This window comes from Bacillus sp. WMMC1349 (genome assembly GCF_013155385.1).
Taxonomy (GTDB): domain Bacteria; phylum Bacillota; class Bacilli; order Bacillales; family Bacillaceae; genus Bacillus.
Genome location: NZ_JABJUQ010000007.1, coordinates 3,630,885 through 3,648,249, shown reverse-complemented (window position 1 = coordinate 3,648,249; position 17,365 = coordinate 3,630,885). Strand labels below are relative to the sequence as shown.

General features: G+C 38.3%; 16 protein-coding genes. 7 read left to right on the top strand and 9 right to left on the bottom strand.

Features of this window, described 5'->3' with window-relative positions; genetic code table 11:
• The first annotated feature begins 169 nt into the window (after positions 1-169).
• Entirely contained in the window at positions 170-844 is a 675-nt protein-coding gene (locus HOO54_RS21000) for a DUF3298 and DUF4163 domain-containing protein (RefSeq protein WP_172298770.1), read from the top strand.
• A 32-nt stretch (positions 845-876) separates the two neighbouring features.
• Here HOO54_RS21000 and pepT read toward each other — a convergent pair whose 3' ends face one another.
• Positions 877-2,112, bottom strand: a complete 1,236-nt coding sequence (gene pepT, locus HOO54_RS20995; RefSeq protein WP_172298768.1) for a peptidase T — start codon at positions 2,110-2,112, stop codon at positions 877-879.
• A gap of 99 nt (positions 2,113-2,211) precedes the next feature.
• On the opposite strand from pepT, the gene HOO54_RS20990 reads away from it, so the two are divergent.
• Both HOO54_RS20990 and HOO54_RS20985 read left to right on the top strand, forming a co-directional pair.
• The gene (locus HOO54_RS20990) at positions 2,212-2,781 is read left to right on the top strand and encodes a sigma-70 family RNA polymerase sigma factor (RefSeq protein ID WP_172299751.1); all 570 of its coding nucleotides are present in this window, start codon (positions 2,212-2,214) and stop codon (positions 2,779-2,781) included.
• Positions 2,751-4,118 (top strand): DUF4179 domain-containing protein, encoded by a 1,368-nt coding sequence (locus tag HOO54_RS20985; RefSeq protein ID WP_172298766.1) that lies wholly within the window; start codon positions 2,751-2,753, stop codon positions 4,116-4,118. The genes HOO54_RS20990 and HOO54_RS20985 overlap by 31 nt, the downstream gene beginning before the upstream one ends.
• Positions 4,119-5,668: 1,550 nt before the next feature.
• On the opposite strand, the gene HOO54_RS20980 is transcribed toward HOO54_RS20985, so the two are convergent.
• The 7 genes from HOO54_RS20980 to HOO54_RS20950 all read right to left on the bottom strand — a co-directional run bounded on the left by HOO54_RS20980 (position 5,669) and on the right by HOO54_RS20950 (position 13,248).
• Entirely contained in the window at positions 5,669-6,391 is a 723-nt protein-coding gene (locus HOO54_RS20980) for a response regulator transcription factor (RefSeq protein WP_172298764.1), read from the bottom strand.
• A gap of 600 nt (positions 6,392-6,991) precedes the next feature.
• Positions 6,992-7,669, bottom strand: a complete 678-nt coding sequence (locus HOO54_RS20975) for a Crp/Fnr family transcriptional regulator (RefSeq protein WP_172298762.1) — start codon at positions 7,667-7,669, stop codon at positions 6,992-6,994.
• A 115-nt stretch (positions 7,670-7,784) separates the two neighbouring features.
• Complete coding sequence (gene arcC, locus HOO54_RS20970) at positions 7,785-8,735, bottom strand: carbamate kinase (RefSeq protein WP_172298760.1); 951 nt, start codon at positions 8,733-8,735, stop codon at positions 7,785-7,787.
• Between the two features lie 29 nt (positions 8,736-8,764).
• On the bottom strand, positions 8,765-10,171 hold the full coding sequence (gene arcD, locus HOO54_RS20965; protein ID WP_172298758.1) for an arginine-ornithine antiporter: 1,407 nt from the start codon (positions 10,169-10,171) through the stop codon (positions 8,765-8,767).
• Positions 10,172-10,225: 54 nt separating this feature from the next.
• Positions 10,226-11,233, bottom strand: a complete 1,008-nt coding sequence (gene argF, locus HOO54_RS20960) for an ornithine carbamoyltransferase (RefSeq protein ID WP_172298756.1) — start codon at positions 11,231-11,233, stop codon at positions 10,226-10,228.
• Positions 11,234-11,266: 33 nt separating this feature from the next.
• A complete protein-coding gene (gene arcA, locus HOO54_RS20955) occupies positions 11,267-12,502 on the bottom strand; it encodes an arginine deiminase (RefSeq protein ID WP_172298754.1) in 1,236 nt (411 codons plus the stop codon).
• 305 nt (positions 12,503-12,807) lie between these two features.
• Entirely contained in the window at positions 12,808-13,248 is a 441-nt protein-coding gene (locus HOO54_RS20950; RefSeq protein ID WP_172298752.1) for an arginine repressor, read from the bottom strand.
• Positions 13,249-13,585: 337 nt separating this feature from the next.
• Here HOO54_RS20950 and HOO54_RS20945 point away from each other — a divergent pair, with 337 nt between their 5' ends.
• Genes HOO54_RS20945 through HOO54_RS20930 form a run of 4 tightly spaced genes read left to right on the top strand, consistent with a single transcriptional unit; the run spans position 13,586 to position 16,467 of the window.
• Positions 13,586-13,879, top strand: a complete 294-nt coding sequence (locus HOO54_RS20945; RefSeq protein WP_172298750.1) for a WXG100 family type VII secretion target — start codon at positions 13,586-13,588, stop codon at positions 13,877-13,879.
• 21 nt (positions 13,880-13,900) lie between these two features.
• Complete coding sequence (locus HOO54_RS20940; protein WP_172298748.1) at positions 13,901-15,103, top strand: hypothetical protein; 1,203 nt, start codon at positions 13,901-13,903, stop codon at positions 15,101-15,103.
• Positions 15,104-15,114: 11 nt separating this feature from the next.
• A complete protein-coding gene (locus HOO54_RS20935; protein WP_172298746.1) occupies positions 15,115-15,894 on the top strand; it encodes a hypothetical protein in 780 nt (259 codons plus the stop codon).
• A gap of 15 nt (positions 15,895-15,909) precedes the next feature.
• Positions 15,910-16,467: a YfjD family protein gene (locus HOO54_RS20930; RefSeq protein WP_172298744.1), complete on the top strand. Its 558-nt coding sequence runs from the start codon at positions 15,910-15,912 to the stop codon at positions 16,465-16,467.
• A gap of 108 nt (positions 16,468-16,575) precedes the next feature.
• On the opposite strand, the gene HOO54_RS20925 is transcribed toward HOO54_RS20930, so the two are convergent.
• Positions 16,576-17,175: a DUF4352 domain-containing protein gene (locus HOO54_RS20925; protein ID WP_172298742.1), complete on the bottom strand. Its 600-nt coding sequence runs from the start codon at positions 17,173-17,175 to the stop codon at positions 16,576-16,578.
• Positions 17,176-17,365 lie beyond the last annotated feature (190 nt).

The window sequence follows — 17,365 nt, the reverse complement described above, 5'->3', positions numbered from 1 at the left end:
GCGTCTCACAAAGCTAATTGGTTCAACCAGTAGGAACGTTCCTTATATACATATTTTTCATATTTAAACTAAAAATAGAAACATTTAATCGCAAAGATCAGTCTAAACAAGTGTACTCGCTTCACGAAGCGGGAAGGATAATGAATGACACATTTAAGGAGGGTTTTTTATGAACAAAAAATCGTGTTTCAGTCTTTTGGTGAGTGGGATTTTGTGGTTCATGATGTTTGCTGGGGCGGCACCTCTTTCAGCTCAAGCGGAACATAACAATAAACCGATTGTGACAAGTCATATCTATCAAAACGTGCAGAAGTTGAAATATCCCCAAGTGAAAAACATCGGTAACAAATCTTTGCAAACGAAGATCAATCAAGATTTTAACAATTATATTGAACGGTCATACCAAGATTACTTGAAAAATAAACAAGATGGTGAAAAGCACGGCTATAAAACGGATTATCAAACCTCTTTTCATGTGAAATATGCGACTGGCCAACGTTTAAGTATTTTAACGGAGAATTATGTTTTTTCAGGAGGGGCACATGGTTTAACGGCGATTCGTTCGTTTAACTATGATCTAGAATTACAAAAGCGTATCTATTTGACAGATGTGCTAAATACAGCTTCAAAAGTAGAAAAAACGAAGGATTACATTTTCAACTATATTCAAAAACATCACGAGATTTTCTTTCCGGATGTGAAAAAGAAAGATATTGTTTTAAATAAAGAAACGGCATTTTATTATACAAAAACTGGGATTGCCATCGTGTTTCAACAGTATGATGTAGCACCATATGCTGTTGGAAATCCGGTTGTCCATGTTCCAAAATCTGTTTATCGTTAAGTAGCAGTCCGCTACAGAGCGGACTGCCTACTTTATCTTGCTTTTTCCTCAAACAGCTTCGCAATCTCCACAACAACATGAACAGCTTTCACCATATGATCAACAGAAATGTATTCATATTTTCCATGGAAATTCTGCCCGCCTGTAAAAACGTTCGGGCAAGGTAGACCCATGTATGAAAGTTGGGAGCCGTCTGTTGCGCCGCGGATCGGTTCGATGACTGGTTTGATCTTCAAATTTTTCATTGCTTTTTCGGCAATATCAACAATTTCTTTAACCGGTTCAATTTTTTCCCTCATGTTGTAATATTGATCATGCATCTCAACGATAATGTTGTCTTTTCCGTATTGTGCTCTTAACTTATCGGCAATTTTTTCTACGGTTGCTTTTCTTTCGTTGAAAGCGTCTCTGTCAAAGTCTCTAATAATATAGTGTAGCTTTGCTTCTGAGACATCCCCATTGATTTTCAGCAGATGATAAAAACCTTCATAACCTTCTGTAAATTCAGGCACTTCTTTTTCTGGGAGCTGTGCGTGAAACTCCATGGCGATTTTGGCGGCATTCACCATCTTGCCTTTTGCTGTTCCTGGATGAATGCTTCTTCCTTTGCAGGTGATTTTCGCTACAGCGGCGTTAAAGTTTTCATAGTGTAATTCACCAAGGGCGCCGCCATCAACTGTATAAGCGTATTTGGCATGAAATGCTGAGACATCGAATTTATGCGGACCTCTGCCAATCTCTTCGTCAGGTGTGAATGCAACTCTGATGTTGCCGTGTTTAATTTCAGGATGTTCAAGTAAATATTCCATCGCTGTCATGATTTCAGCAACGCCGGCTTTGTCATCGGCGCCGAGCAGTGTCGTTCCGTCTGTTGTGATCAGTGTCTGACCTTTATAATGGGCGAGATCAGGGAAATCTTGAGGAGAGAGAATGACACCTAGTGCTTCATTGAGAACAATATCTTTTCCATCGTACTGTTCGATGATTTGTGGATTGACATTTTTTCCGGTAAAATCTGTCGCAGTATCGACATGAGCCAAAAACCCGATTGTTGGTACAGAATTGTCTGTATTAGCGGGAAGTGTTGCCATGACATAACCATTTTCATCAATCGTGACGTCCTCCATCCCAATTTTCTTTAGCTCTTCAACAAGCATCTTGGCGAGTGTCAGCTGACCGGGTGTCGAAGGGCATGTCTCAATGTTTTCATCTGACTGAGTGTCAACTTTTGCATATGAAATCAACCGTTCAATCAATTTGTTCTTCATGTTTCCTTCATCTCCATTTGTTGGGTTTCATGTTTATCTTATCATGCGCTGTCAGAAAAATCTGTAGTTTTGAAACTTTTCTCAACTCTCACCTCTCTAATGATTGAAGGAGGAGCAGCAGTGAAACAAATGAAACTCGTAAAAAAAGCAGTCGCAGGGCATTCACAGGCGTTTGAAACGCTTTTCCAAATGCACAGTAACCAACTTTATCGGACAGCTTATTTGTATGTAAATAATAAAGAAGATGCATTAGATATTTTACAAGAGACCGCATATCAAGCCTTTATCTCGATTTCTCAGCTAAGACACCCCGAATATTTTTTGACATGGGTGACAAAAATTTTGATACATCAAGCGTATGCCTTGTTGAAGAAGAAAAAGAAAGTGGTCTTGATTGATTCACCAGTAAGAGACCTTGGACAAGATCAAGAAATGCCCGTTGATGACAGGATGGGACTGCTTGAAGCTGTTCGACATTTACGCCAAGAATATCAAACAGCTATTATTCTTTTTTATTATCATGATCTGCTGATTCATCAGATTGCCAAGATGATGAATGTACCAGAAGGGACCGTCAAAACCTATTTGAAAAGAGCGAAACTTGAATTAAAACAATTATTGACTGGAGGAGAAGCCGAATGGACAAAAATTGCTTCAAAAACGAAGTAAACGAGATTCATATTCCAGAACAAGAGCTTTCTGAATCAATATCAGCAGGTATAAAAAGAGCAAACCAGGAAAAAATAAGGCGCACCAAACGTGTTAAGCGTAACATTTTTATTTCTGGAGCTGCGGCTGTTCTTCTTCTCGGAAGCGGTTTTATTTCTCCTTCTATGCAAAATGTGTTGGCTGATGTACCAGTCTTTGGAAAATCTTATCAGAAGTTTCATGACTTTATTGGGCAAAATTTAGTACAAGCTCAGCAAGTTACGGAGCTGAATCAAAAAGCGTCATGCAATAACATTGATGTGACAGCAACAAGTGTTTATTTCGACGGTGGTGTCATTGGCATGACATTTAAGGTTACAAGTGATACGAGAAAAGATTTGGACGATGAACGACTGAGTCTTAAATCCACAGTATTTAACGGTGGACGTAAATGGGAAATAGCTTCTGTGTCAAATATGAAAAAAACAGATGATGGCTATATCGGCTACATTCAAATCGGATATCCTGATCAAAAAATCCCTGATCAATTGACATTGCCAGTCACAATAACAAGCATTAATGGAATAAGGGGGAAGTGGGTATTTAATATACCAGCTAAAAAGTTGCCATATCGATCTGTGAAATTTAAGCAAAACAATACTAGTGATCAGATCAAGCCTAAAAGAGTGGTTATTGGTAAAGAATCGACTGTCATCGACTACGAGGTGACAGCATCACCCAACGAAGGTGTGGGTATTGGCAAAGTGACAGATGATAAAGGACGGGAAATCGATTATTTAATGGGGAATCAAAGTCTTGCAGATCCAAAAAGAGTAGGAAACAGTGTTCAGCTAGAGAAGCGATTGATCTTAGGAAAGGTAGACAAAGATACAAAATATTTAACTATTAATGCTTACACCCATAAAGGTGATACTGCTAAAACGTTACCTCTTCAAAAAATGTCTGCCGTTGTGAGCGCAGATCACCATGACTTTAAGATTGCGGTTGATCAAATAAAGAAAAACGGAAACAAACTAGTGGTCAATTACCATTTGAAAAATATTAATCGATCAATGATAGATATTGATAGCATGCAAAACTTTTTAGAAACGATGTCACTTATTGATTCGGCTTATCAAACCTATGAAGAAGCACCTAATGGACATAGCGTAAAAGGTAATTTTACAAAAGTACTCGATTCGAAGAAACTTCGTTTTCAATCCGTCTTTAAGATAGACGGTGAGTTTGGAGCTAAGAATTTCAGTCTTGATCATTATTCGTTAGCTGTAGATTTTGCTTATTTAAGTGCATTTTATTCGACTCCTCTAAAGCCGATTAAAGTAAAATTAACAAAATAACAAGTGTTGGGCTTTCCAAAATGTACTTTTCTGGAAAGTCCTTCGTTTTCTGGAAAAACTCTCACAGTTTGTTGAAAATCTCAATCTCACCGCCATGGGCTAAGATGATCTGCCTTGCAATTGCCATTCCTAATCGATTCCTGAAGTAGGGAGTAGTTCCTCGATAATATCGGTCAAGTCTGTATCTTTCTAATCTTATCATCTTTGATCAGGTTAATTTTGATGGTTGTACCTGACGGGTTATATTTGATGCTGTTGACAATCATGTTTTCCAATACGCGTTGTATGTACATATGAAAAAGAATGGTCTTCTCATTTGTATAAAAGTTCAAATGTTTATTGCTTGCGTCTGGTAAATCTTTCAGTCTTTCTAATGTTTTGCTTAATAAGAGGATAGTGGAACGTCAGGTTGGAATCTTCAATTAATTGTTGTATTCGATTCGTTCAGACAAACGCTCTTTTTCCTTGCTATCCATGTTCTTCATGGAGCAGGAAGAATGGCGAGACTCCTGCGGGAACAGTGAGTGAGGCTCGCGGATCACCCGAGGAAAGGGAGCAAATGTCCCGATTTTCATCCATGTTATCTTCTTCGTCTTCCCAAATCAATAGTTGAAGCGGCGATTGCGATAATTCCTAGGATAAATTGAATTAAAATAGCTATGATTGAAACTGCAAAGGTCAACAATTTTAGCAAAGAATAAAACGTGAATCTCAATATGCTTTTAAGAGCCCCTATAAATGTATTCATAATCATTAACTCCTTTATAATTTTAAAAGTGCATTTGTCATAAGGTCTTCCGCTCCCCCGTACATGAGAGCCGATGAAATAAAAGCACATCGTCCAGATAATAAACTGTATCCAGATGATCCTCTGTCACCTTATGCACCGGAATAACATCTGTATCCTTTACCGGATATTTCGAGATTTCAAGAACAGCCGTGTGTTCTTCCGTTGCTTCCCTATCAATGTTGGTTTCTCTTTTAACCGATCGCCTTTTCCATAGGCTTGTCCAATCTTTTTGGTTGTTTTTTCACAGGTACCAACACATGTAAATGAGGATGATATATATATTTTCATAATTTTTAGTAATCACTAAAGCTCAGAAATTCTAACGTCGAGGACGTCACTTTTTTATATTGAAACAGCTTTCTGAAACCCTTCATCATATTCGGTGACTTCAACATTCCGAACTGGAAGCGTCAGAAACAGCCAAGCGCAGTGATGTTGTCGATTAGCACTCTCTTACAACATTGGACATAATCTCAACTTCATCTCTCAACATGATTTACTACGAGAGACGGTCAGACATTGACATGGATTTTAGTGATCTTTTTTTTAGATCATTCGGTTTTTTAGACAACTCAGTTAGTGGATCTCTGCGATGAAGTCATGGGACTGCTTGTTGCCATTTATTTTGGAAGATAGCCTTGATACAACTATGCTACTTTAGCTCTTTTTAGCGTGGTGGCTGTTTTTTTAGGAAATGCGATACAAATGACGATCAGGAAAATTTTAGAGATAAAGTGAAAAGCAACTCTTTGTATAGACTTCATTGCTTTTCACCTGTTGGAGGATTTTCAAACATATAACCATGCCCTCTGATCGTTTTAATCCATTTTGGATGGCTTGGGTCTTTTTCGATTTTTTCCCGAAGCCGGCGCACATGAACCATAACCGTACTGTCACCATTATAAATTTCTCCCCAAACATCCCGATATATCTTTTGTTTGCTTAATAATTGGTTGGGATGGTGAGAAAAATATAGTAATAGTTTAAACTCCTGTGCCGGACACTCAATCCTTATTCCATCCACAATCAGTTTTCCTGATGTTTCATCAATTTGAAAATCTCCGAAATTATAAGAAAATTCCGGTGTTGGAGGTGCAACCTTTTTCAATCGTTTCAACTGGACTTTTACACGAGCCACAACTTCAAGGGGATTAAAAGGTTTGGTAATGTAATCGTCTCCGCCATAGCTAAACCCTTGCAATTTATCTACAGCAGATGTTTTGGCGGTAAGAAACAGAACAGGAATATTGGTAAATTGGCGAAGCTGATTGCAAATGGTGAATCCGTTTGAATCAGGAAGCATGACATCAAGCAATACGACATCTGGTTGCTGCTCTTTTAACAGCAAAAGTGCTTCCTCTCCAGTTTTTGCATTTAAAACACCAGAGAAGCCCTCGTTTTCAAACACGACATTTAATAGATCTAAAATAGATTCGTCATCATCAACGATTAATACTTTAAATTGTCCAAGAGAATGATCCATTTCATGACCTCCATTAATGTTACGCATTCATTTTTACATGAATGAGTATGTAAAGAAAGAATTCCCGCGATAAATTAATAGGATGTTTAGTTTTCTTAAAATTCTTATTTTTGAAAGGGGTTAAATAATAAAAAACTGTTTTTCTGATTGACCGCTGCAGAGGTACAACTCTACTGCCTACATACCCCAAAATTACATTTTGTAAAAGATAAATTCTTGTGAGAGGTCATGTTTTAGAAAGAGTTTAAGGTGTATGAGGGTGATGAAGAACGAAACGTTGGCTTATAGGAAAGAATAGAAATGAAAAGGAAACATATCCGATGTTAGAAAGAGCGTTTCCGAAAAAAGGGGGTGTTTCACATCAGCTATGTCAGCTGTCTGTCTTCTAATAGGTTTACTGATGGTGGTTTAGCATTGGTTTTAGATTGATTGGTCGTAGAATTTCCGATGCTGGGGGCAGTGCCTCCTGATGAGTCACCAAATATATCCGTTATTTTATTTGATTTGCAGCAATTGGGGTAACAAACTTTTCCGGCAGGATATGGCATGACAAAAAAATAACAAGGATCTAAAATATCCTGAGATCCTTGTTGTACCGCCTCACTTGAAGTAATCCGGTTTGTGAATGATAATCTGTTTGTTGTTCTGACTGATCACACCTTCACTACGAAGTTTTTTCAAGACGACACTTACCGTTTCACGGGAAGTACCCGAAATTTTAGCGATTTCTGTTGCAGTAATCGGGCAACTGACAACGATTGTGTCTTTTTCTGTTTGACCAAGGTTTTCAGTAAGGTAATAAAGGCCTTGGATGACTCGATCATGTGCATGAGAAAGTGTGATTCGCTTCAGTCGTTCTTCATGAAGAGCCAAAATATCTGATAATTGATTGAGAGCATCAAAGAGCAGTGTTGGATTGTCCCGAATAAGATCCTCGAAAATGTTCATGGGAATATAGTAGAGTTCAATATCTGTTAAGGCTTCAGCGGCATAATGGTAGTGTTCATCACGAAATAAGCCTCCGAATGGAAAGAGCGTATGAGGGCGTATGTAGTCGATGTAAAACATCGATCCGGTATCATTTGTATTTTCTAGTTTAATAAAACCATCAAGGAGAAGATACATCCGTTCCCGCGGGTCTTCTTCCATAAATAAGATCTGTCCTTTATGATAGGTACGCCAATAGATAAATTGTTTCATGTCTTCCAACTCTTTATCACTCAAGGAAGCGAATAAAGAAAATTTCTTCAGATGATGTACGATGTCTTTGTTCTTCATATTAAACTGATCACCCTTATTCATTTCATATGATAATCGTATACTAATTAAATATTACTATGTTTTAACGACAGGCAAAAGGAAGAACCCTTTAAAGGGTCTTCCTTTTTAATACTTAAGCTTGTTTTACAACGGTACCAGCGTTGCCTTTGAGCGCTTCTTTAGCCTGTTGCAGGGAGGTAATAATTGTTTTGTTGCCTCTTTTTATTTCGGCAAATTGTAGTGCTGCTTTTACTTTAGGTAGCATACTGCCTTCAGCAAATTGTTTTTCTGTTATATATCCTTTTAATTCTTCAGTTGTTACATGCTTAAGCTGCTTTTCAGTTGGTTTTAAATAGTCGACTGCCACATAATCGACACCTGTTAAAATAATGAGTTCGTCTGCTTGAACAAGCTCTGCTAATTTACAAGCGGCAAAGTCTTTGTCGATAACAGCGTCAACACCGCAGATTGTATGATCTTCTTCGAGGACAGGGACACCGCCGCCTCCTGCTGCAATTACGATATGACCATTTTCAACTAACTGATTAATAATATCATATTCGAGAATGGAAACCGGAATAGGTGATGGTACGACACGCCGCCAGCCTCTTCCGGCATCCTCTTTAAAGACGATGTCGCCATTTTGACTGTTCATCAGTTCTTTTGCTTCATCTTCACTGTAGAATGGTCCAATCGGTTTTGTCGGATTGCGGAATGCTTCATCATCACTATGGACAGCGACACGGGTAATGACAGTTGCTGCATGCTTGTTGATTCCTTTTGCTTTAAGTGCTTTATCAAGAGCGTTTTGCATCCAGTAGCCGATCATTCCTTGTGTCATCGATACGCAAGTTTCCAGCGGCATGGCTGGTGTTTTCGGTGAATCGGCTTCTTTTTGCTGAATCATCAAGTTGCCGACTTGCGGACCGTTTCCATGTGTAATAATTAATTCGGCACCACTGTCAATCATCTCAGCTAAATAGTTGGCTGTTTCATCTAAGGCCCGTTGCTGTGCTTCAGCACTAGCATCGCCCGTTTGTATAGCATTTCCGCCTAGTGCGACAACAATTTTTCTCTTTTTCATGTTTGAACACCTCTACTTCTGAAGTTATGTTAAATTGTAATGCCTCCCGTTGCTAGTTCCACGATTGCGACGATAGCTAAGATGAAAATGACGACCGCAACAATTAATTCAGCCTTGTTAAATAATGGACCTTCTTTATCTTTACGAACGGCTCTGAATACTAAGATACCTGGTGCGTATAAGATCATTGTTAAAAGTAAGAATTCGAGCCCTGCCGCATAGATGAGCCAAACTCCGTAAACACTAGCAATTACCCCGACGACCGTATTTTTGACTCGGTCAGGTTCTTTGTTGATCCAGCTGTATTTAAGTTGATACAGTCCAGAAAATAAGTACGGGATTAATATTGCTGAAGTTGCTAAGGAAAAAGCAAACTGGTAAGCAGCATCTGAAATGAGAAATGTCAGTAAGAACAGTTGAATGATTCCATTTGTTAGTGTCAGTGCATTGGAAGGAGCACCGTTTTTATTGACTTTGCCAAACCATTTCGGAAAGTCTCCTTCTCTGGCAGCAATCAGTGGTAGCTCTCCAGCGAAAAGTGTCCAAGCTAACCAAGCACCTAATACCGAAATAATCAAGCCGATATTGATGAAGGCTGCTCCCCACTTACCAACGATATGTTCCATAATTCCAGCCATTGAAGGGTTGGAAAGACCAGATAAATCCTGTTGATTCATGACACCGAGAGATAGCATTGTAATCATGATATATACAGCTAGTACACTAATTAAACCAATAACAGTCGCTTTTCCGACATCACTAGATTTTTTGGCCCGGCTTGAAAAAAGGACGGCTCCTTCAATACCGATAAATACCCAAACAGTGACTAGCATTGTGCTTTTCACTTGTGAACCAATTGAACCGAGATTCAATCCTTTACCCCAGAAATCTTGAGTGAATAAGTCAAGATTAAAAACAAAGATAATGGCAATGATGAATGCGAAAATTGGAACTAGTTTTGAGATGGTTGTAATCAAATTAATCATGGCAGCAGATTGCACACCGCGAAGAATCAAAAAGTGTACGCCCCATAAAATAATACTCGCACCGATAATTGAAGCTAAATTCTGACCATCTCCAAACGTTGGAAAGAAATAGCCAATTGAACTGAATAGTAATGTTCCGTATGCAACATTGCCAAGCAGGGCTGAGAACCAATATCCCCAGGCACTGTTAAATCCCATGTAACGACCGAATCCTTCCCGTGCATAAGTAAAGATTCCACCGTCTAAGTCAGCCCTTTTTGTCGTAAGATTTTGGAATGAGAGGGCTAAAGCAACCATACCGATTCCTGTAATGATCCATCCGATAAGAATCGCTCCTGCTCCTGCTTGAGAGGCCATGTCACTTGCGAGGTTAAAGGCTCCTCCCCCGATCATTGATCCAATAACAAGCGCGATTAGTGCGAACAGACCCAGTTTATTTTCTTCCGCCATTTTATTCACCTCATTTGGGTTAAGGGTGGAAAAGGGAGCAACTCCCTTTTCCGATTAGCGAAGATCGCCAAGAGTTGCAGCCATGACAGCTTTGATTGTATGCATGCGGTTTTCCGCTTCATCAAAGACTTTAGAATGTTTGCTGCGGAACACTTCATCTGTTACTTCCATTTCTTTGAGACCGTATTCTTCAAAGACATTTTGTCCATATTTTGTATTAATGTCGTGAAAAGCTGGTAGACAGTGAAGGAAGATGACATTGTCATTTCCAGTTTTCTTTACAAGTTCCATGTTGACTTGGTAAGGTGTAAGTAATTTAATTCTTTCAGCAAATTTGTCTTCTTCTCCCATGGAGACCCAGACATCTGTGTAGAGCACATCTGCTTCGGCAACGGCTTCATCTGGATTGCTTGTAACTGTAATTTTTCCACCGGACTCTTTTGCAAATGTTTTTGCCATTTCTACGATTTCTTGGTCAGGGAAAAGACTTTCAGGTGAACAGATTCTCACGTCCATTCCGACTTTTGCTCCCCCGATGAGCAGGCTGTTGGCAACGTTGTTTCGTCCGTCACCGATGTAAGTCAGTTTGATACCTTTTACATGTCCGAGGTGTTCTTTAACAGTCATAAAGTCAGCAAGCATTTGTGTTGGGTGCCACATATCAGTTAATCCGTTCCAGACAGGTACACCTGAATGTTCTGCAAGTGCTTCGACCTTTTCATGTTCAAAACCGCGGAACTCAATGCCATCAAACATTCTTCCAAGAACTTTTGCAGTATCTTCAATCGATTCTTTTTTACCAAGCTGAATATCGTCTTTTCCGAGATATTCTGGGTGAGCACCAAGGTCGATACAAGCTGTTGTAAATGCACAACGTGTTCTTGTTGATGGTTTTTCGAATAATAATGCAATGTTTTTTCCTTCTAAATAATGATGTTTAATGCCTTGTGCTTTCTTTTCTTTTAAATCTTGGGCAAGATTGAGTAAATAAAGAATTTCTTCTTCTGTATAGTCCTTTTCAGCTAAATAACTTCTACCTTTTAAATTCATTGATTTTTCCATTAATATATCTCTCCTTCATTTCGAAATAGTGGGTTAGCGCAAATCTTCACGGTAAATAGGCATGCTCATGCAGCGTGGGCCCCCGCGACCCCTTGAAAGTTCACCGCTAGGAACTTCGATGACTTTAATTCCTTGCTCTCTTAGGCATTCATTAGAAATGTAGTTTCGGTCATAAGTGACGACAACTCCAGGAGCAATAGCAAGTGTATTTGAGCCGTCATTCCATTGCTCACGAGCTGAAGCAATTTCATCTCCACCGCCGCAGAGGATTAAATTCACATCTGGAATACCGAGTGTTTTCTTCAGTACCGCAGGAAGGTTGTGTTCTTCAGTAATTTGAATATCGTCTTCGGTTTTTCCACGTTCAAGAACGAAAATTCTCATGTCGCCATCAGGTCCCTGAATCGCTGGATGTATTGTAAATTGATCGTGATCAACCATTGTAAATACAGTATCTAGATGCATAAAAGCTCTGCTTTTTGGAATTTCGACGGCAAGTACCCGATTGATTTGATCTTGGCGTTTAAATAGATTGCGTGCGATCCGTTCAATTGCTTGAGCAGAAGTACGTTCAGAAACGCCAATCGCAATTGTGTCACGGCTTAAAACAAGTTCGTCACCGCCTTCAATATTGAATCTAAAGTCACGGTCCAGCCAGACAGGGATATCGTGTCCTTTAAACCTTGGATGGTGTTTAATGATATATTGCATAAATAAAGATTCTCTCCGACGAGCGGGTTCTTTCATTTTGTTAATACTAAGTCCATGTCCAATAGCAGCTGCCGGGTCTCTTGTGAAGTATAGGTTTGGCATTGGATCAAGATAAAATGGATAATGATCTTCCATTAACTCGTGTAAGTGAGTGCGTCCTCCTCGTTCCAATTCGTTTTTGCGAATACCGCTCATGACATGTTCCACCATTGATTCGGTATCGAAAGAAAGTAAATAGTCTTTTAATCTTTGATAAGCGCCGTTTAAGTCGGCTTTGCTTTCCGCTAAGAGTTCGTTAATAAATTGTTCGCGGATAGGAGCATCGTGTAAAGCTTCAGTTGTCAGCTGCTCTAAATAGAGAACTTCTACTCCTTCATTTTCAAGGGCTTTTGCAAATTCATCATGTTCTTTTTGAACGGCTGGTAAAAATGGAATATCATCAAAAAGCAGGCGTTCTAGATATTCAGGTGTGAGGTTTTCTAATTCACGTCCTGGCCGCTTTAACATGACTGTTTTCAAAGTGCCGATTTCTGAATAAACGTTAATCGGTGTTGCCATGATCATTCCGCCTCCTAAAAAGCTCTTTTTGTTTACATGTATAGATTAATATAGTTAAATGTTCTAAGGTGTGAAAGCGCTAACAACGATAATGTGATATATTTCACATATTATTTGATAGAGTAAAAATAAAAATGAATAAATATCACTCTATCGACATGTTTCCCTATTAGAACAAGGTTTTAAACGTATAAAGTATGTATATCTTTTAGCGAAAGTTTTTTTAAAATTTTTTTAGGGAGAATAAAGTAGAAAAATGAGCAAACAAAAAAAGCTGAGCAAATGAATGATTCAGCTTTTCACGGTCAGCACAAGTGTTCATAGAATGTTTGTGCCATTTCAGGTGTTGGGGAGATGACAAGACATGTATCATTCCCGCAAATACAGCCAAGCATTTCAGGTTGATCTAGTTTATCAAGAAGAACGCCAATCGCATGGGCATTTCCCGGCATTGTTTTGATAACGACTAAGTTTTCTGTCCTTGTCACTTGTAAGACAACATCTGAAATTCTATCTTTTAGTATTTTTGAAGGATTAAGTGGTAAAGAAACATTTGTATGATAGACTAGTTTTCCATGTTCATTTAGCTTCTTCGCTAAATACATCTCTTTCATATCCCTTGAAATGGTAGACTGTGAGGCTGTCACACCACGGCATCTCAAAAGCTCAACTAGCTGTTCCTGAGTTTCAACGGGATGTTCAAGAATCGTTTGTTTAATGATCCATTGGCGTTCCTGTTTTTTCATTAGGGAGCCCCCTCTAATAAGCACGTATATCTTTATTATATGCAAATCCTGCATAGATACATAGACGCTATTTTACAATAAATCAAATATTATTTGTCATACATTGATTTTTCATATGGACGAAACGAGTTAACCTTTAAGGGGTCTTTTGATCTAATTCATAACAGAGTCTTTATACCCTTTTTTTCTATACAAAGCGATTAAATCAAAGCTTTCAGAGCAGATGTTTCAAACAATTTTAAAATAAAAAAAGATAAATAATACTTTAGTATGATTTGATAAAAATATAACTTCATTATAATTAAACGAAAAGGCCTGTAAAAAGAGGTGAAAATAGTTGGATTCAAGTCGTGTGATCGCTTTAGCACAAGAATATAAATCTGCCGCTGATGAAGTGAAAAAGTCCGAATTGCATCTATTAAACCGTCTATCAGCGAATGCTGCTTCTTGGAAAGGAAAGACACGGGAGCAATTTGACAGTGACTTTGATCAGTCAAGGTCGGCATATCAGCAGTTTGAAGCTGATCTGATTGAGGTTAGCAATGAATTGATGGCAGCGGCAGCAAAAATTGAACAAACAAAAGCTGAAATACTGAAAATGGAAGAGCTTGAAAGAGAGAAAAAGAGATGACAAATAGGAAGGAACGATCTGATGGGTAAGGAAATTCTAGTTGAACCGGAAAAGCTTGAAAGTTTGGCTAATGATTTTGTTGCAGAGCTGACGGACATGGAAAAATTGCATCGAGATCTTCATCTTAAATTAAGTATGATGAAGATGAGTTGTGATCCCCGTTACATCCCTTGTTTTTCAGAAGTAGGGGATGCATGGGGCAGCGGACATAACCTTGTTAGCAAACTTGATGATCATGAACGTTATATACGCCATACAGCTGATAAGTTCGCAGAACAGGACAATATTTTGAAAAAGTTATATCACTTATATGATCATTATGGTACCTTGACGGCTATGACTGGTGTTGCTATCAAACAGCTTAAATATTATGCATTAGGGGTAACAAAGTTTGTGGAAGGCAGTTCTGGGTTATATTCCGTTAGCCATACAAAGTTGTTAATGGGCCTTTCCAACCTGATTGATGAGTCAAAGTACAGCAGAGTGGCACGTGTTTTTTTAAGTCCAAAGTATTTGTTTAAACATTCAGATCTCCCATTTGCTGATTTGGTACATAAAAGAATGACAAAATACTTTCCTCAAGATGCAGCTGATTATGCAAATAAACTCAAAAGTTTTGCAACCGGAATGATAGATGATGCCGGAAAAGCCACAACATTCAAAAGTGTTTTGAAAGCTGGAGGTAAGTTTGCTAAAGGAAATGCGATTACGGCGGCCTTAATAACGGGAGCAACGGAAACTGTTGGGATGGGCCTAAAAATTTCGGAGAATTACAATAAGTATGGGGATAACCCCGAAGTATTAAAAAGAGAAAATGCAAAAGCAGTCGGAAATGCCGTCAATAATACAGTTTGGATTACAGGCGGTTCTGTTGCAGGAGCGGTAATTGGTGGGGCGATTGGAAGTTTTGCAGGACCTGTGGGAACTGTTGTAGTAGGGGCAATTGGCTCAGCAGTAGGCGGTTTTATCGGAGAAAAAGCTGCAAAACTTACAGCAGGTTTCGCTGAAAAAACAGCATTGCTGTTTAAAGAACCGATACAAGCTGGACTGGATAAAGCAAAAAAAGGGTTTGAACTGGTAGGCAAAGGTGTTACAGCTTTTAATAAAGGTGTGGACACCGCTAATGAAAGTATTCGTAAAGGGTTCAAGCAGGCGAAAGAAACGGCTGGTTCCCTTGTGTCTAGTGCAAAAAACTTCTTTTCAAGTAAGCTGTCGTTCGGTTAAGGAGAATAGAGATGAAAACATTAAAATTAAGTATTGAAGAACTCATTTTTTGTTTTTATAGTGAAGGATTATTTGAGCAAGGAATGTCGTTGAAACAAGCGTACTTTCCGGAGATGACTGAAAAACAGCTTGAATCCGTGTTTGAGATTTCTTGCCGCTCACTGTTGGCTAAAGATGTACTGGAATATAAAAATCATCAATATCAATTAAAAGAAACTTTCAGACCATTTATTCAAGTGATGAATCATGCAGATTATACCGTGAAAGCAGCAAAGTTCACCGATAAAGGAGAAGAAAGTATTTCTTATCATATCGCCGCTAGCGGGGTTTTTGCTCACTCATTGTGCTATGATCAGCAGGTTCATCAGATCAGCTGTCTGTCATCGAGAGAAGAAGTGATTGATCTCATTGTTCAATTTTTAACTATAAAAGAGAGATCAGAAAAGATTACCTTCACTTTACAACATGATCAATTTGAACAATTATTAAAAGAAGCCAGTGAAGAACAGGTGACAGTGGATGATGCTCTTGTGAAATGGGAGAACAAAAATCCTCACGCTGCGAGTCTATTTCAAGATCTTGTTTCACGTCAAGGAAAAATGGATAGCATAATGCTGATTGAATATGACCGCGATAATACCCCAGATGTAAAAAATATATTGTTTGTTATCCCTGGATCTGATCATACATGGCTGGCTATGGCAAGTGCAAGAAATGAGTTTTCGATTATGTCTGCTGAAAACGAGAATCTCCGTCATATCATTGATAGAAAGAGTCATTTTTCGAGATAAAGGAGGCTAACACTTTTGGATCAAACGAAAAAACAACCGATAAAAGTCAAAAGCCGGATATTTCTCAGGATATGGGGATTTTTAGGCTCAGCAGGTATCGGTTTAGCCGGGTTATGGCTTTTTGTTGAAGCGTTAAAATTTGAATCAAAATACTCGATTTTTTATCTTGGCGGCGGATTATTGGGAATTGTCTATGGGTTCATTACATTTCTTATATTTTGCCCGGCCTTTACCAAAAAAGGCGATGTCATCTTCAATATTATAGAAGGAAAAGACGGTCGTCTGTTTTCAGGAAAAAAGGTTGTTGAATTAAAAAATATTAAAAGTATTAGAATGGGACGGCACCGTTACAGTTTTAAAGGGATTTTCTTAATGGATATACTAATCGAGACACATGAGAACAAAGTCGTACGTATTCCAACATACAACATCCTTCCAGAACCGGAGTTTTACAAAGCGGTAGAATTGCATATTTTGCCGTATTTGACTGAAGCGACCCGAGAGGATTGGATTAGTCAGTTTACAGAAGTGCAGAGAAAAGCTTATTTAGAGAAGTTTCATCAGAATACTTGAAAAGAGCATAAAATGTAAAATTAAAATTGTTGATACCTCAGCATTTGTTAATGTGAAAAAGGTGTCCAATCATCATAGAATTGACTTATTGGACACCCTTTTCAATATTTATTTGCTTAAATCTATAGTAACTTCATATTCTTTTCTGCCATCGGATGGTGTATAAATCAGTTTAAAGTTTTTCTCAGTCATTTTTGTCACAAAAATGACTTTGCCTTTAATTTTTCTGCCAGGTGATAAATAGTTAAGTGAAAACCTTTTGTTGTCTGGTAATAATTTATAATCTGTTACTGTCTCGTAAAGTTTGTTACTCCCACCTTTTAGTTTGAAATATCCTGGAGCAACTTGACGCTTTTTCTTGGAATTGTTTTCTTGTGTGATGTCAACAAGAACATACTGTTCATCTTTTTTTAGTTTCAACAGTGAATCATCAAAATTTTCGAAAGAGGGAGTGGAAGTAGGGTCAATATATTGGGCTTCACTTATTACTTTTTCTACGTTTGTCACGATAAAAGTATTTTCAATATGGCTGCAAACAGCCTTTTCTCCTATTTTATAAATTTTCTTTTCATCTTTCTTTTCTTTTTTAACTTCTTCAGTTTTATGTTGATGTTTACTTTCAGCCTTTGTACTGCTGTTGGATTGGCCGCAAGCTCCGAGAAGCAGACCGAGAGATGTTAAAGCCGATACTAATAATAACTTTTTCATAGATCATATCCTCCAAGTTTTTCAAAAAATCTTTACTGTTTTATGTTAGTTAATACGACTTGGTTTTTAAATAGGTCGTTATACTCATTTGTTCCATTACTACTGTTAGAAAAGTTGATTGTCAGCTAAAATAGGAAAGACTGTGAAACTTTTTGAGGTATTCATCCGTCATAGTAGAAGCGATATAGTG

Coding starts and splice junctions, on each gene's coding strand:
- HOO54_RS21000 (WP_172298770.1), top strand. CDS start 170: ATGAACAAAAAATCGTGTTTCAGTCTTTTGGTGAGTGGGATTTTGTGG.
- pepT (WP_172298768.1), bottom strand. CDS start 2,112: ATGAAGAACAAATTGATTGAACGGTTGATTTCATATGCAAAAGTTGAC.
- HOO54_RS20990 (WP_172299751.1), top strand. CDS start 2,212: ATGATTGAAGGAGGAGCAGCAGTGAAACAAATGAAACTCGTAAAAAAA.
- HOO54_RS20985 (WP_172298766.1), top strand. CDS start 2,751: ATGGACAAAAATTGCTTCAAAAACGAAGTAAACGAGATTCATATTCCA.
- HOO54_RS20980 (WP_172298764.1), bottom strand. CDS start 6,391: ATGGATCATTCTCTTGGACAATTTAAAGTATTAATCGTTGATGATGAC.
- HOO54_RS20975 (WP_172298762.1), bottom strand. CDS start 7,669: ATGAAGAACAAAGACATCGTACATCATCTGAAGAAATTTTCTTTATTC.
- arcC (WP_172298760.1), bottom strand. CDS start 8,735: ATGAAAAAGAGAAAAATTGTTGTCGCACTAGGCGGAAATGCTATACAA.
- arcD (WP_172298758.1), bottom strand. CDS start 10,171: ATGGCGGAAGAAAATAAACTGGGTCTGTTCGCACTAATCGCGCTTGTT.
- argF (WP_172298756.1), bottom strand. CDS start 11,233: ATGGAAAAATCAATGAATTTAAAAGGTAGAAGTTATTTAGCTGAAAAG.
- arcA (WP_172298754.1), bottom strand. CDS start 12,502: ATGGCAACACCGATTAACGTTTATTCAGAAATCGGCACTTTGAAAACA.
- HOO54_RS20950 (WP_172298752.1), bottom strand. CDS start 13,248: ATGAAAAAACAGGAACGCCAATGGATCATTAAACAAACGATTCTTGAA.
- HOO54_RS20940 (WP_172298748.1), top strand. CDS start 13,901: ATGGGTAAGGAAATTCTAGTTGAACCGGAAAAGCTTGAAAGTTTGGCT.
- HOO54_RS20935 (WP_172298746.1), top strand. CDS start 15,115: ATGAAAACATTAAAATTAAGTATTGAAGAACTCATTTTTTGTTTTTAT.
- HOO54_RS20925 (WP_172298742.1), bottom strand. CDS start 17,175: ATGAAAAAGTTATTATTAGTATCGGCTTTAACATCTCTCGGTCTGCTT.